Origin of the sequence: Paraburkholderia steynii, assembly GCF_900100565.1 — a bacterium.
Classification (GTDB): domain Bacteria; phylum Pseudomonadota; class Gammaproteobacteria; order Burkholderiales; family Burkholderiaceae; genus Paraburkholderia; species Paraburkholderia terrae.
Genome location: NZ_FNDI01000012.1, coordinates 185,376 through 199,345, shown reverse-complemented (window position 1 = coordinate 199,345; position 13,970 = coordinate 185,376). Strand labels below are relative to the sequence as shown.

At 62.9% G+C, this 13,970-nt stretch carries 14 protein-coding genes; 1 reads left to right on the top strand and 13 read right to left on the bottom strand.

Annotated features, from left to right (window positions below; translation table 11 throughout):
- Nucleotide 1 precedes the first annotated feature (1 nt).
- Genes BLT65_RS22390 through BLT65_RS22345 form a run of 10 tightly spaced genes read right to left on the bottom strand, consistent with a single transcriptional unit; the run spans nucleotide 2 to nucleotide 8,152 of the window.
- Nucleotides 2-832 (bottom strand): aspartate dehydrogenase, encoded by an 831-nt coding sequence (locus tag BLT65_RS22390; protein ID WP_091781028.1) that lies wholly within the window; start codon nucleotides 830-832, stop codon nucleotides 2-4.
- On the bottom strand, nucleotides 825-2,483 hold the full coding sequence (locus BLT65_RS22385; protein WP_091781025.1) for a thiamine pyrophosphate-binding protein: 1,659 nt from the start codon (nucleotides 2,481-2,483) through the stop codon (nucleotides 825-827). Before BLT65_RS22385 ends, BLT65_RS22390 begins: the two co-directional genes overlap by 8 nt.
- Nucleotides 2,476-3,282 carry an SDR family oxidoreductase gene (locus BLT65_RS22380; protein ID WP_091781022.1) on the bottom strand — a complete coding sequence of 269 codons (807 nt, stop codon included), beginning with the start codon at nucleotides 3,280-3,282 and terminating at the stop codon, nucleotides 2,476-2,478. The genes BLT65_RS22385 and BLT65_RS22380 overlap by 8 nt, the downstream gene beginning before the upstream one ends.
- Nucleotides 3,282-4,142: an IclR family transcriptional regulator gene (locus BLT65_RS22375; protein ID WP_007587790.1), complete on the bottom strand. Its 861-nt coding sequence runs from the start codon at nucleotides 4,140-4,142 to the stop codon at nucleotides 3,282-3,284. Before BLT65_RS22375 ends, BLT65_RS22380 begins: the two co-directional genes overlap by 1 nt.
- Nucleotides 4,139-5,032, bottom strand: coding sequence for an alpha/beta fold hydrolase (locus tag BLT65_RS22370; protein WP_091781019.1), 894 nt, complete (start codon nucleotides 5,030-5,032; stop codon nucleotides 4,139-4,141). The genes BLT65_RS22375 and BLT65_RS22370 overlap by 4 nt, the downstream gene beginning before the upstream one ends.
- Nucleotides 5,033-5,063: 31 nt before the next feature.
- On the bottom strand, nucleotides 5,064-5,603 hold the full coding sequence (locus tag BLT65_RS22365; RefSeq protein ID WP_035999007.1) for a cupin domain-containing protein: 540 nt from the start codon (nucleotides 5,601-5,603) through the stop codon (nucleotides 5,064-5,066).
- Nucleotides 5,604-5,638: 35 nt separating this feature from the next.
- Entirely contained in the window at nucleotides 5,639-6,397 is a 759-nt protein-coding gene (locus BLT65_RS22360) for an SDR family oxidoreductase (RefSeq protein WP_091781016.1), read from the bottom strand.
- Nucleotides 6,390-7,478 carry an aromatic ring-hydroxylating oxygenase subunit alpha gene (locus BLT65_RS22355; RefSeq protein WP_091781013.1) on the bottom strand — a complete coding sequence of 363 codons (1,089 nt, stop codon included), beginning with the start codon at nucleotides 7,476-7,478 and terminating at the stop codon, nucleotides 6,390-6,392. The genes BLT65_RS22360 and BLT65_RS22355 overlap by 8 nt, the downstream gene beginning before the upstream one ends.
- Before the next feature lie 43 nt (nucleotides 7,479-7,521).
- Nucleotides 7,522-7,833, bottom strand: a complete 312-nt coding sequence (locus tag BLT65_RS22350) for a recombinase-like helix-turn-helix domain-containing protein (protein ID WP_091781010.1) — start codon at nucleotides 7,831-7,833, stop codon at nucleotides 7,522-7,524.
- Between the two features lies 1 nt (nucleotide 7,834).
- Nucleotides 7,835-8,152, bottom strand: coding sequence for a non-heme iron oxygenase ferredoxin subunit (locus BLT65_RS22345; protein ID WP_091781007.1), 318 nt, complete (start codon nucleotides 8,150-8,152; stop codon nucleotides 7,835-7,837).
- A gap of 441 nt (nucleotides 8,153-8,593) precedes the next feature.
- Here BLT65_RS22345 and BLT65_RS22340 point away from each other — a divergent pair, with 441 nt between their 5' ends.
- A complete protein-coding gene (locus BLT65_RS22340; RefSeq protein ID WP_091781004.1) occupies nucleotides 8,594-9,667 on the top strand; it encodes a porin in 1,074 nt (357 codons plus the stop codon).
- A gap of 109 nt (nucleotides 9,668-9,776) precedes the next feature.
- Here the strand turns inward: BLT65_RS22340 and BLT65_RS22335 are convergent, their stop codons facing one another.
- The 3 genes from BLT65_RS22335 to tssH form a co-directional block, all read right to left on the bottom strand.
- Nucleotides 9,777-10,712, bottom strand: a complete 936-nt coding sequence (locus tag BLT65_RS22335; protein WP_091781001.1) for an IclR family transcriptional regulator — start codon at nucleotides 10,710-10,712, stop codon at nucleotides 9,777-9,779.
- Between the two features lie 69 nt (nucleotides 10,713-10,781).
- On the bottom strand, nucleotides 10,782-11,216 hold the full coding sequence (gene tssE, locus BLT65_RS22330; protein WP_042304472.1) for a type VI secretion system baseplate subunit TssE: 435 nt from the start codon (nucleotides 11,214-11,216) through the stop codon (nucleotides 10,782-10,784).
- The gene (tssH, locus tag BLT65_RS22325; RefSeq protein WP_091780998.1) at nucleotides 11,213-13,954 is read right to left on the bottom strand and encodes a type VI secretion system ATPase TssH; all 2,742 of its coding nucleotides are present in this window, start codon (nucleotides 13,952-13,954) and stop codon (nucleotides 11,213-11,215) included. Before tssH ends, tssE begins: the two co-directional genes overlap by 4 nt.
- Nucleotides 13,955-13,970 lie beyond the last annotated feature (16 nt).

Genomic DNA, 13,970 nt, shown 5'->3' with positions numbered 1-13,970 from the left:
TTCAGATCACGCAGCGGGCCGCGCGATTGCGCAGCGCGCGGATCGCGCTGAACGCGGTCAATGCAGAGGTCTTCGGATTGTCGGGCAGCGGCTTGCCACTCATTTCGAGCGACATCTCGCCGAACGCGCCGCGCGCGACGATGCGATGCACGTTGCGCGTCACAGTGGGATCGGCGATCAGACGCACCATCGTCTGATCGAGGCCGAGACCCGCGAGCGCGACGGTCGCCGCGACATTCGCGTTCTTCGGATACAGGCGGGCCGCTTCACGCGCACTGCCTTCAAAAATCACGCGTGCTTCAGTCAGCGCTTGCAGATCGCAGAGTTGCTCGGCGGGCGTGCCGAGCCAGCCCGTAGGCGGCTTGCGGCCGATGTATTGCACTTCGTCGAGGCCGCCGAGCTTCGCCGCCGCGAGCGCATCGATGCCGCCGATTGCACCTGACAACAGCGTCACCGTTGCATGACCTTCATCGGCGGCGGCGTTCAGCGCTTCGAGCAGGCTCAGATCCGACAGCGCGCCGATCGAAGCAACCGCGCAATCCGTGCCCGCCTTCAGCAGCGGCACGACATGGCTCACCAGCGCGCCGTGTCCCGCGCATTCGAGCGCGAACTGCGGACGCGACTTCAATGCATCGACGGACCACACCACGTCCACATCCGGTCCGACCTGCTCGCGCACGGCGTTCGCCTGATGCTCGGGCACGATCACATGCGACACATGCACTTGCGGATCGGCGGCGACGGCGTGATACACGGTCTGACCGATCGCGCCGAAGCCGATCATCGCGATGTCGAGCGGCGTGTGATGATTGATGCCCGCAACGTTAGGCATGTTCAGGCTCCTGTTTGCGCACGGGCGGGCCAGCGAAGGCCGTGGCGAATGAACCGACCGACAGCATGTCCACTTCGACCAGCACCGGCCCGTTCTTCGCGATGCCTTCGCGGATAATGTCGTCGGCTTGATCCAGCGACGAAATGCGGTAGTGCGTGAGGCCGAAGCTCGCGCAGAACTGCGCAAAATCCGGTTGATGCAGCTGCACGTAGCACCGGCGGCCGCCATAGTGCGCGTCCTGAATGTTGCGGATCACGCCATAGCATTGATCGTTCATCAGCACGATCATCACGTTCGCGTTCTCCTGCACAGCCGTCACCAGTTCGCCGACGTTGACCATCAGGCCGCCATCGCCGACGAGGCAAACGGTCTTCGCCGCCGCATCCGCGAGCGCCGCGCCGATGGCCATCTGGATACCCTGGCCGATGCCGCCGCCCAACGCATGCACGCCCGCGCGCGGCTGGAAGATCTTCAGCATGCGGTTGCCCCACGTGCTGTTCGAGATCGTCACGTCGCGTACCCAGTTGTAGTCGCGGCCAACCGCATGTTGCAACGCGTCGACGAGGCGCTTGTACGGTCCCAAACCCTTACCCGTTTCAGCGACAGCGACTTCGCGCGTCGCAGCGAGATCGCCTGCAAATGCAGGGTCGATCTTCATGCGGCCTTCGAGCAGCGTCGCGAGTTGATTGAGCACGGCGACTGCGTCGCCATGAACGAACAGCTCGTTGCGATAGCCACGGTTGTCGGCGAGTGCGTCGGCGTCGACGCGGAACAGCGGCTGCGGCAGCGCGAGCTTGTACTTGAGCGTCTCGTTGCCGCGCAGACGCGAGCCGACTACGAGCAGCGCATCGCAGGTCTTGTAGAACTTCTCGACGGTCGGCTGCACGTTGAATGCGCCGAGCGTCGCGGGATGATCTTCGGGCAGCACGCCACGGCCCTGCACGCTGGTCACGACGCCGAAGCCGAGCTTCACGAGGCGCTCGACCTGCGCACGCGCATGACGCGTGCCTCCGCCGAGCCACAGCAACGGACGCTTTGCTTTCGCGAGTTCGTCGGCGAGCTGCTCGACGCGCTTCGTGTCGTGCGTCAGCGTGCTGACGTGCGGCGCGGCCATGTCGACGGGCCATTCGATTTCGGCGGCCTGGATGTCGATAGGAATCTCGACACTGACAGGGCCGCTCGGCGCAGTTTGCGCGACGCGCACGGCTTCGCGGATCGTTGCCAGTGCGGTCTCGACCGAGCGCACGCGGTACGCGGCCTTCGAAATCGACGAGAGCATCGCCAGTTGATCAGGCGCTTCGTGGATGTACGCGAGATCCTGATCCAGATACGTCGATTCGATCTGACCGGTGATATGCACGAGCGCCGTGCCTGCCGTCAGCGCTTCGACCATCGCGCCCGCCGCGTTGCCCGCAGCCGTGCCCGTGCTCGTGAACGCGACGCCGAGGCCGCCCGACACGCGCGCCAGCCCATCGGCCATGTTCAGTGCGCCCGCTTCGCCGCGTGCGCCGACATAGCGAATGTTGCCGCGCGTATTGATCGCGTCGAGGATCGGCATGTTGTGGATCGAGATCACGCCGAATGCGGTTTTGACGCCGCATTGCTCGAGGAAAGCGGCGATCAGCTCGCCGACGGTGGTTTTGTTAGACATGACGTGCAACGCCTCCGGAAACATCGATATGGCTTCCCGTCGTGTACGACGACAGGGGTGTAGCGAGATAAAAGAGCGCTTGTGCGGCCTCTTCAGGACGGCCGAAGCGGCCGAGCGGAATGTGCTTCGTGCGCGCGAGTTCGCCGGTCCAGTCTTCCCAGCTTTGACCCGGCTTTGCCTGCGTCTGATAGCGGCGGCGCCATTGGCCCGACTCGACGATGCCGATCAGAATCGAGTTCACGCGAATGCGCTGCGGCGCGAGTTCGACGGCAAGCGACTTGATCAGGTTCTGCACGCCCGCGCGCGCCGACGAGGTCGCGACCATATGCGGCTCGGGCTGCAGTGCGAGCAGCGAATTCACGCAGACGATCGAGCCGTTTCCTTGCTGCGCGGCTTGCGTGAGCATCGGCAGAAACGCGCGGGTCGGTCGGATGACGCTGAAGTACTTGAGGTCCAGTTCTTCGCGCCATGCTTCGTCGCTGGTATCGGCGAAGGTCGATACGCGGCCCTGGCCTGCGTTGTTCACGAGCATGTCGGCGCGGCCGAAGCGTTGCTGTACATCGTTCGCAAACTTCGTGACCTCATTCGCGTCGAGCACGTTGCAGCGCGCGGCGAGCAATTGCGCTTGCGGAAACTGGGCGCGCAGTGAAGCTTCTGCGCTCGCGAGCCGGTCGGCGTCGCGACCGCAGATCGCTACCGATGCGCCCGCGCGCAAAAAGAGTTCGGCCGTTGCGAGACCGATGCCGGACGAGCCGCCCGTCACCACTGCAACCTTTCCTGTGAGATCGATTTGAATCATCAGAGCCCCAATGCCTTCATATACCTGCTTTCCGCCGACGGCCGATAGTTCAACCGCAGCGACAGTTGCTCCGCCGCGCTGCGCACCTTGTCGATCAGGCCGCCATCCAGCAGCGCCGCGTCGATCTGCGGACGCGGAATCGTCGTCGTGATGACGGCGGCGATGCGGCCCGTGTCGTTGCGCACGGGCGCGCTGATCACGGAAATGCCGTTTTCAAAGGACGATTCGCTGATCGCGAAACCGCGCACCGCGTCGTCCTTCACACGCTCGTACAGTTCGTCGACGGTGGCGGGCGTGTGTTTCGTGAAGCGCTCGAGCGTCTTCTCCGGATACAGCGCGCGCAGTTCGTCGAGCGAGAGATCACCCATCAGTACATGACCGTGCGTCGTCGCATGCGCGGGCAACCGCGTGCCGACGTTCACCTTCACCGAGCTGAACACGGGCGCGTGGCTTTGCGCCTTCGCGACGAACACCACGTCGCGGCCGTCGCGGATCACGATGTGCGTGGTCAGCCCCGTTGCGTCGCGCAAGCCTTCGATCAACGGCAAGCCGAGATCGGTGAGTTCGAGCGAACTGAGATATTCGAAGCCGAGGCGCAGTACCGCGACGCCCAGGCGATAGTTGCGGTCCCGATCCGCGCGCTCCAGAAAGCCGAGCGATTCGAGCGTCTGCAGCAGACGGAAAACCGTCGTGCGCGGAATGCCGAGGCGCTTCGACAACTCGGGCGCGCCGAGCACCGGCTCGCGCGGCGAAAATTCCGTGAGAATGCGCAGGCCACGTTCGAGACCGGGCACGCGGTAATTCGCGTCGTTGCGGTCGTCTTCTGCTTCAGGCGCAGTGCCCGTCAATTCGGGGGTCATGCTTTGCTCCATTGGCCGTCGCTCGCGCGGCAGAAAGCGTCGATGAGCGCGGTGTATTCATTGCCCGCTTCGATATAGCCCGCGTGACCCGCGCGCGGGATGATCTGCAAACGCGTACGCGCCGCCTGTGCGATCCGCTCGCATGACGACGGCGGCGTGATCGAGTCTTCCGCGCCGACCGCGACGGCGATGCGGCTGTTGATCTTCGCGACATCGCTGGCGAGGTCCGCGTTGGCGAGCAGATGCGTCGCCTGCGCGTAACCGTGCGGCACGATGCGCGACATGTTCCAGCGCACCCAGTCGCGCGATGCGTCGTCGGCGTGCGGCGACAACATGTTGGCGCTACGTTGGTCCGCGAGTCCTTGCGGGCCGAGTTTGGCGAGCATCGCGAGGCGGCTGTCGCGCTTCGATGCGCGTACTTCTTCGGATGCCGCGCCGTAGCCCGCTGCGGGCGAAATCAGCAACAGCCCCGCGACACGTTCCGCATGCGACGCTGCGAACGAACCCGCGATGATCGCGCCGAGCGAATGACCGACCAGTACGCAACGTTCTATGTCGAGCGCGTCGAGCCATGCGTTGAGCGCGCTCGCATATTCATTTGCTTCAGGCGATGCCGACACGACTGGCGTCGATTCGCCGTAGCCCGGCGCGTCCCACGCGAACACGCGGCGTGTCGTGCCGAGCGTTTCGAACTGTTGCACCCACGAAGCCGCGCCCGATCCAATGCCGTGCAACAGCACGAGCGGCAACGCATCGGCATGGCCGGCGCCCGCTGCGCGATAACCCATCGCGCGTTGCGGCGCAATCGAGATCCGCTGTGCCGGGAAGTGCGAGAGGCGCGTTTCCAGCGTGGCGTTTCGATCGACAGTAACGGGCAAGGCTGCGGACATGGGCTTCGCTTCGTGAGTGATGTGTGTTGGTTTACTTCGCGAGATCGCGCTTGATCTTCGCGAGCGGGGAATCGGGCGGATACGTCGGCGTGATCGGCTTCGACGAACCGAGCATCACGCACATCAGCGCGTCTTCTTCACCGATGTTGATTTCCGTGCGATACACACCCGGCGGCACCGAAATCAGATCGCGTTCGCCGAGCACGGCTTCCCACGTTTGGCCATCGCGCTCACAGATCACTTTCATCTTGCCGCGCAGCACGAAGAAGATTTCTTCGACGTCGGTATGAATGTGGCTAGGGCCGATGTTGCCGGCGGGAATCACCATCGTCGAAAACGTGAAGTTGCCGGCGGGCACCGTGTTCATGTCTTTGGCGACACCCGTGCCGCCCGTGCCGACATAGCGCATTTGCGCGCGGCGGTACTTCGGGTCGTAGTCGGCCTGGAACTTCAGCGCGTCCCAGTCGTAGCGGCGCGTTTCGAACCGCGCGACGCGCGTGTCCATCCATTGTTCGAAACTTGCGTCGGCGGGTTGATCCCACGATTTGCGTTCGAGATCGGCGTCGGCCATTGTTTTCTCCATGTGGTTTGCTGGTTCGAGCAAGGTCAATTCATCACGAAGCCGCCGTTCACGGGCAGCAACTGGCCCGTCACGAAGCGGGCGGCATCCGTCAGCAGGAAAAGCACGGGGCCCGTTACGTCGTCGGGCACTTGTGCGCGGTTCAACGCGCGGCCTTTCAGGTAATACTCGTGGCGCTCGGCGGGTACGTAGGCCGTCGCTTCGACTTCCGTGAGGCCGGGTGCAATCGCATTCACCGTGATGCCGTGTACGCCGAATTCGCGTGCGAGCGAACGCGTCATTGCGATGACCGCACCTTTGCTCGCAACGTATGCGAGCAGCTTCGGCGCGCCCCACATCGCCGTGTCCGATGCGATATTGACGATCGCGCCGCGCTTCGAGTCGCTCAGATGCGGCAGCGCTGCCGTACACATCAGCCACGTGCCGCGCACGTTGACGTTCATCACGGCGTCCCACGTTTGCGTGGTCAGCTCTTCTGCGAAGCGTCCGCCAGAGTTGGTGATGGCGGCGTTGTTGATCAGCGCGTCGATGCCGCCGATCTTCTGCGCTGCCTGCGCGACGAACGCATTGATGCTGTCGGGACTTGCGAGATCGAGCGGAATGAAATGTGCGTTCGCGCCGAGCTTCTCTGCGAGCGCGCGACCTTCCGCTTCGAGCACATCACCGAACACGACATGCGCGTCTGCTTTGGCAAGCGCTTCGATGAACGCTGCGCCAAGCCCACGCGCGCCGCCTGTCACGACGACACGCCGTCCGCTCAGGCTGGAGACCGTGACATCAGGCATGAGCGTGCCCCGTCGACGCTTGCGCACCCGCCTCCGCCTGCTTCGCGTTGAGCGCTTCGAGATCGGCGAAATGCTGTTGCGCGCGTTGACGCAGCATGCGGCGCACGCGCGTCATGCCGACATCGTGCTGATAGAGGAATTCGTGGGCGCGTGCGTTCGGTGCGAGGCTTTCGAGCACATAGCGATCTTGTTCGAGCACCGCCCAGTGCAGCCCTTCAAGACGATTGCGATACAGGAAGCGCCATGCGTCGCGCTGCCAGCCGCTCACCTTGCGAGTGCGCCAGAAGTAGACCTGGCAGTTGTCGTTATCGACGGGCACCGCAAAGCCGACGATGCCGAAGCTGCCGCCAGGGCCGAACTTCTTCTTATAGGGAATCGCGAGACGCATCCACAGGCAACCCGTTTCGCCGAGTTCGACCCAGTCGAAATTCACGTCGCGCTGACCGACCTTCTCGAACATGAGGCCAGTCTCGGTTTTACGCACGCGCATGTCGGCCTGCTTGTCGCCTTCTGCCATCGAATGTGACGTCGCGTGCAGATACGCGCCGTGCATCGGGTCCATCACGTTGTCGATCGCATATTGATAGTTGCACTTCCAGTTCGATACGCACAGGAACTGCGAGTACTCCGCGCCGACCAGTTCTTCGGGCAGTGCGAGCGGCGTCGGCTCCTTGTGCGCGTCGTCGCCGAACCACAGGAAGATCGCGCCCGCATGTTCCTCGACGGGATACGACTTCACGCACTTCTGTCCTTCGAGGGGACAGGCCGACACGGCAGGCACGGCCTGCACGGTGCCCGAGCCGTCGACTTCGATGCCGTGGTACCAGCACGCGACGCGATTGCCGAGATTCCAGCCGAGCGACAGGCGCGCGCCGCGATGCGGGCAACGGTCTTCAAGGGCGTGGACTTTGCCGTCCTGATCGCGCCACAGCACGATCTGCTCGCTGAGTCGCGTGAGGCCGATGGGCGCATTGCCTACCTGCCAGCTCGGCGCGACGGGATACCAGTAGTTCTTGATGCCGCGGTCGAGATAAGCCTGAATCGGATCGGCTGCGGGGCTCGTTGTATTGAGAGACGTCATGGGGAAACTCCGTGTTCGCTTGGGTCGAGTGTTCGCGTGGCGCTTATTCCGCGAGCAGCCGCAGTTCCGCAGCGAGACGCTCTTCGCTCCACTGCGCGCCTTCCGGCGTGCGGAATCCAACGCTGTTCAGGCCCGCCACCACTTCATGCAACTCGACGGCACCTGCTTCGAACACCTGTTCCAGTGCATTGCCGAAGTCGTTTTCGTATTGCGTCGGCTCCGCCTTGCGCGTCTGCCAGATCATGTTGTCGGTCTCACCCGGCTTTTCGATCACACCCTTGCCGGCGACGTTGTTCGGCTGCGGCGCGAGCCACGGCTTCAGGAAAGGATTGAAGTTCACGACGGCTTCTTTCATGTCATTCCACCTTGATCTGGATTTCTTCACCCGCGAGGCGCACCGCGTACACCTTCAGGTCGCGGCCACCCGGCTCTTTCAGACACTTGCCCGTCGGGATGTGAAAAACGGCTTCGTGCAGCGGACATTCGACCGTGTCGCCGTCGATGAAGCCTTGCGTCAGCAGCGCATACGCATGCGGGCAGACGTTCTCGAGCGCGTAGACCTCATCGCCCACCTTGTAGATGCCGATTTCCTTGCCGTCGCCGAGCTTGAACTCGACGGGCGCGTCTTCGGATAACGCGCCGGCGTGTCCGGCGCAAAGCCACTGTTCACTCATTTCTCACCTTCTCCGACCAACCGGTTCCGACCGTTTGACGTTCCACCTAAGGAACATCAGTTTATGTATGGTCATTATAGAAACATGTTTGGACGAACAAAATAAAAATTCTGCGCTTCCAGGGAAAACACCAACAGCGGCTTTTTTGCAACGTAAGAAGCCCGTTAACCGGGCCAAATCAATGGGTTGCTGCGCATAAAGAGCGCGCGCGTACGGCATTCGAAGTGATCTGATGAATGAGGGTTTTCACTGTCGCAAAAACTTTTTTGATCGCTCAATTGACTCTCTATACTTTCCATAGGCGATACATGTGCCCATAGGTGGAACGTAAAGCGGATAGCCAACGTAGCAGGCGACCAGAAGGCCATCCAGAGAGATGACAGGCAAAGGAAGAGAAACCGGCACGTCCGGCTCTCGACTACACGATCAGGAGTACCAAGGGTGAAACGCATCATTGCTGCCGGCGTGGCAGGACTTGTGGTGACATCGACGGCATGGGCGCAAAGCAGCGTCACGCTGTACGGCAGCCTCGATGCCGGCATTGCTTACGTGAGCAACGTCGGCGGGCATACGAAGTGGATGGAAGAACAGGGCAACATGCAGCCGGACCGCTGGGGCCTGCGCGGCGTCGAAGATCTGGGCGGCGGTCTGCACACGATCTTCCAGCTGGAAAACGGCTTCTATACGAACACCGGCAACTTCGCGAAAGCGGGCACGCTGTTCAACCGGCAGGCGTACGTGGGCATCAGTTCCGACCAGTTCGGGCAGATCACGCTCGGCCATCAGACGCCGTTCAACTTCGACATGCTCGGCCCGCTCAGCACCGGGTATCTCGCGGCAAGCTGGTTTGCGTTCCACCCCGGCAACATCGACGAACTGGCTGACACGGGCGTCGTACCGTTCGACAACTCGGTGAAGTTCAAGTCAGTCAGCTACGCGGGCTTCACAGTCGGCGCGATGATGGGCCTCGGCAATACGACGAACTTCTCGACGGGCAAGACGATGAGTTTCGGCGTGAACTATGCGAACGGCCCATTCAAGGCGGCGGCTGTCTACTCGAACGAGCACAACCGCACGCCTTCGATCATCACGACGGGCATCAACACGTTCCAGGGCGTGCCGGCCGCAACCTACTCCGCCGACAAGGTCGAGAACATGGGCGCGGGCCTGTCGTATCAGCTCGGCAAGCTGCTCGTGCATGCGCTGTACACACGCGTGAAGTTGCAGTCGAACGGATTCTCGGACACGTATCAGAGCTGGGACGCGGGCGCGAACTATCAGTTCACGCCGGCCAACACGCTCGCGGGCGGCGCCGCGACGACGACGCTGTCGGGCCGCCGCTGGACGCAGTTCGAAATCGGCGATATCTATGCGCTGTCCAAGCGCACGCAGGTCTATGTGAACGTGCTCTATGAGCACGCGAACGAGAATGCGAACGCCGCGTTCTTCACGGCTGGCGTGTCGGGCGGCCGCAATCAGGCGATTGTTCTGACGGGCATTCATCACTCGTTCTGAGCGATGGTTTGAGGCCTTTTTTAAGGCTCGAAATGAAACAGGCGGCTCTTCGAGGCCGCCTGTTTTCGTTTTTCTGCCGCGCTATTGCGACGCGAGGGCGAGGCCGCGTCTAGCGACGCGTTTGCGCGAGCGTCGGATCGTCGGCGGACGGACGGTAGTTCAGACGCGCCGACAGATCGAGCGCCGCGCCGCACACCTTCGCGACGAGCGGCGCACGATCGTCGTCACCGATATCGGAACGCGGCACTGTCGTCGTCATCGCCGCGACGATCTTGCCCGTCTGGTCGCGCACGGGCGCGCTGACCACGGATATGCCGCGCTCGAACGATGCCTCGCTGATTGCATAGCCCTGCGCGGCCGTTTCGCGGATTCGTTCGTACAGTTCGTCGACGGTGGCGGGCGTGCGGTCGGTGAAGCGTTCGAGCTTCTGCTCGGGATAAAGCTGGCGCAACTGCATCAGCGAGAGATCGCCCATCAGCACCTGGCCGTGGACGGTCGCGTGCGCGGGCAGCCGCGTGCCGACATGCACCTTCACCGAACTGAACATCGGATCATGCGTCTGCGCCTTCGCGACGAACACGACATCGCGTTCGTCGCGTATCAGCAGATGCGTGCTCAAGCCAGTCTGATCGCGCAGCCGTTCGAGGATCGGTGTGCCGAAGTCGGTCAGTTCGAGCGAACTCAGATACTCGAAGCCGAGGCGCAACACCGCGACGCCAAGACGAAAATGCCGGTCGCCATTCGCGCGTTCGAGAAAACCGAGTGCTTCGAGCGTTTGCAGCAAACGGAATGTGGTCGTGCGCGGGATGCCGATGCGCTTGGACAGCTCGGGCGCGCCGAGTACGGGTTCGCGCGCCGAGAACTCGGCAAGAATGCGCAAGCCGCGTTCGAGGCCGGGGACGAGGTACGTCGAGCCGCCGCCGGCTTCCTCTTCGGCGGATTCCGCGATTTCCGTGCTGCGCGCGGTGTCCTCGTCGGCCGATGCGCGCGCCGCCTGAGGTCCCGCAGCCCGGTGTCCCACTCCTGTCGTGTTTTCTCTTGCCATGTCCGGCTGTGTCGTTGAACCGTGGAAGATAGAGATGATAGCGCGAAGGGGTGGGTGGGGCGGCGAGAGTCAATACCGGTCGATATCCCGGTTCAACATCTTCAGCCGGGTACGCCCGTCCGGCGTGAAGTGCGTGCCGAATCGCACGAGCCCTTGCTTGTGAAGATGGCACGACATCGTGAAACTCAGCAGCATGCCTGCCTCGGTCTCGTCGATCGTGATATCGATGCGTGCCAGACGCGGTTCATATTTGAGCAGCGTCAGCTCGATCTCGCGGCGGAGTTTGTGCGCCGACGCCGGCAAATGCCGGTAGATCTCCGATAGATCCGCGAGACCGTAGTCCGGCAGATGCACGAGTCCGTCGCGGCGACTGTTCAGAATGCGATGTATGTTGTCCTGCACGGACAGAAACGTCTGTGTCTGGGCGTCGAACTCGTCGACGGCCGCGCCGTTCGCAAAGTGCCCGGTCACCATTTCGAAAAGTCCGGGGCCGCCTCCCGTCACGCGGCGGCCTCATCGTGAAGCCACGCTTCTTCGAAATCCACGATCACGCCTTCCGTCTCGCTCACCGACAACCGTATCGAGGCCGGCAACTTGCCTTTCGCCGAACGCACCAGCAACTCACGCGACAGCACGGGCAGAATCTGTTGATCGAGCAAGCTGTCGATATTTCGTGCGCCTGAGTCCGGCGTCTGGCAGGCTCGGACAATTTCATCGATCAGCGTGTCGTCGCAGATCAAGGCGACTTCGAAACGCTTTTCGATCCGGTGCGCGACCTTATCGAGCTTCATGCGCACGATAGTCCCAAGCGCCGCAGCCGAAAGCGGCCGATAGATCACCGATTGAAACCGCGCGAGCAACGCCGGTTGGAAGTGCTCGACCAGCACGGGACGAACACGCTCCATCAGCAGTGCGTCGCTGACAGGCACATGGTCGGAGCCGTCCCGCGCAACTTCGCTCGCGGCTTCATTTGCCGTGTCGATCGCGGTCACGATTTGCTCGCTGGCCAGATTCGACGTCATCAGAATCACCGTGTTGCGGAAGTCGATGATGCGCCCTTCGCCGTCTCGCATGAAGCCACGGTCGAACACCTGATAGAACAGGTTCAAGACATCCCGATGTGCTTTCTCGACCTCATCCAGCAAGATCACGCTGTACGGCCGCTGACGCACCGCTTCTGTCAGCACCCCGCCCTGGCCGTAGCCGACATAGCCAGGCGGCGAGCCTTTGAGTTGCGATACGGTGTGGGCTTCCTGGTGCTCAGAAAGGTTGATCGTGATGAGCGCACGTTCGCCGCCGAACATCAAATCGGCCAGCGCGCGCGCCGTCTCCGTCTTGCCGACGCCCGACGGCCCCACCAGCAGGAATACGCCAAGCGGCGCCTCCTCGGACTTGAGTCCCGCTTTCGCGGTGCGCAGGCTCTTGCCAAGCGCGGCGAGCGCGTCGTCCTGACCGACGACGACGCGCGCAAGCCGCGTTTCGAGTTCGACCAGCGTCGCGAGTTCGTCTTCGAGCAGACTGCCGACGGGCACGCCTGTCCAGTCGGCGATTACGGACGCGATCGCAGCTTCGTCGACTTCCGCGTGAACCAGTAGTTCGGCGCCGCGCTGCGTCAGTGCCGCATGCGCCTCGCGGATGGACTGCAGCAGCGTGCCGCGCGCTGCTTCGTCAGCTGTTGCCCGCCATTGCTCGCGCAATTCGACGACCCGCGCCGCCGCTTCCTTTTGCGCGGCGAAAGCGGATTCCAGTTCGTGCAACCCGGCGCGCAGTTCGTCAAGCCGCTTGTCGATGGCGTTCACGCGCTCGCGAACGTCCGCGGATGCCGCCGCCTGATCCTCGATCAATGCATGGCGCTCGACTTCGAGCGACGCTTTCTCTGCCTCGCGCGTGGAAATGGCCAAAGGCGTCGCCTCGCAGCTCATGCGCACGCGGGCGGCGGCCGTATCGAGAAGATCGACGGCCTTGTCCGGCAACTGGCGCCCCGTCAGATATCGACGCGACAGCTTCACGGCGGACGCCACGGCCGCGTCGGTGATATGCACGCGATGATGTTGCGCGTAACGCTCTTTCAACCCACGCAACATCAGGCACGCGTTGTCGTCGTCGGGCTCGTCGACCTTGACCATCTGAAAGCGCCGCTCCAGTGCGGCATCGCGCTCGAAATACTGCTTGTACTCCGACCATGTGGTCGCTGCGATCGTGCGCAATTCGCCACGCGCGAGTGCCGGCTTGAGCAGGTTCGCAGCGTCCGCGCCGCCTGCGGAATTACCCGCTCCGATCAGCGTGTGGGCTTCGTCGATGAACAGCAGAACGGGCACAGGCGATTGCTGCACGGCCTCGATGACATTTTTCAGGCGCTGCTCGAATTCGCCCTTCACGCCCGCGCCCGCCTGCAGCAGACCCAAGTCGAGCGTCAGCACGCTGACGTCGCGAATTGCCAGAGGAACATCGCCTCGCGCGATTTTCAACGACAGACCTTCCACAAGCGCCGTCTTGCCGACGCCGGGGTCGCCCACCAGAATCGGATTGTTCTTGCGCCGCCGCGCAAGAATATCGACCATCTGGCGAATCTCGACGTCGCGGCCGAACACCGGGTCGATGCGCCCTTCGCGCGCCTTTTGCGTGATATCGATGGTGAAGCGCGAAAGCGCGTCGTTCGAGTGCTGGCGGCCGGATGCGTGAGCGCTTCCGTCTCTGGACACCGCGTCCGGCGTCACTTCGGCGTGTGATTGCGCAGCCGCGTTCGCGTCGCCGCGCGGCGCTTCGATCGAAATGCGGTCAAGTTCCGGCATCAGCCGCTCGATCTGCGCGGGTGATACCGACAGCAATGCCCACGCATCCGGCGCGCGAAGCAACGATGGCGTATCGGCTAATGCGGCCAGTAGATGCGCCGAGCGAATGACGGTGCCGCCCGTTCCAGACGAGTCCAGCGAAGCGCGCATCCACGCCGCTTCGAGCAACTGTCCAAGGCGGTTCGACAGCCCGGGCTTGCCGCGCAACTCATGCGGAAGCCGATCGATCGCGCTCAGCAAGCCGTTCCAGATTGCGTCGGTGTCCAGTTCATAGCGCCGCATGAGCGCCACGAGGTCGCCGTCTCCGAGTTCAAGTAGCTTGATGAGCCAATGCTCGACCTCGATATCGCGATGGGCGCGGGTTTCGCACAGGCTCGCCGCGTCGGCGAGGGCATGTGCGCAATGCTCGTTCAGGCGGCGCAGGAACAGGGAGAAATCTCTGGCGATCATGGCAGAAGATAGACGG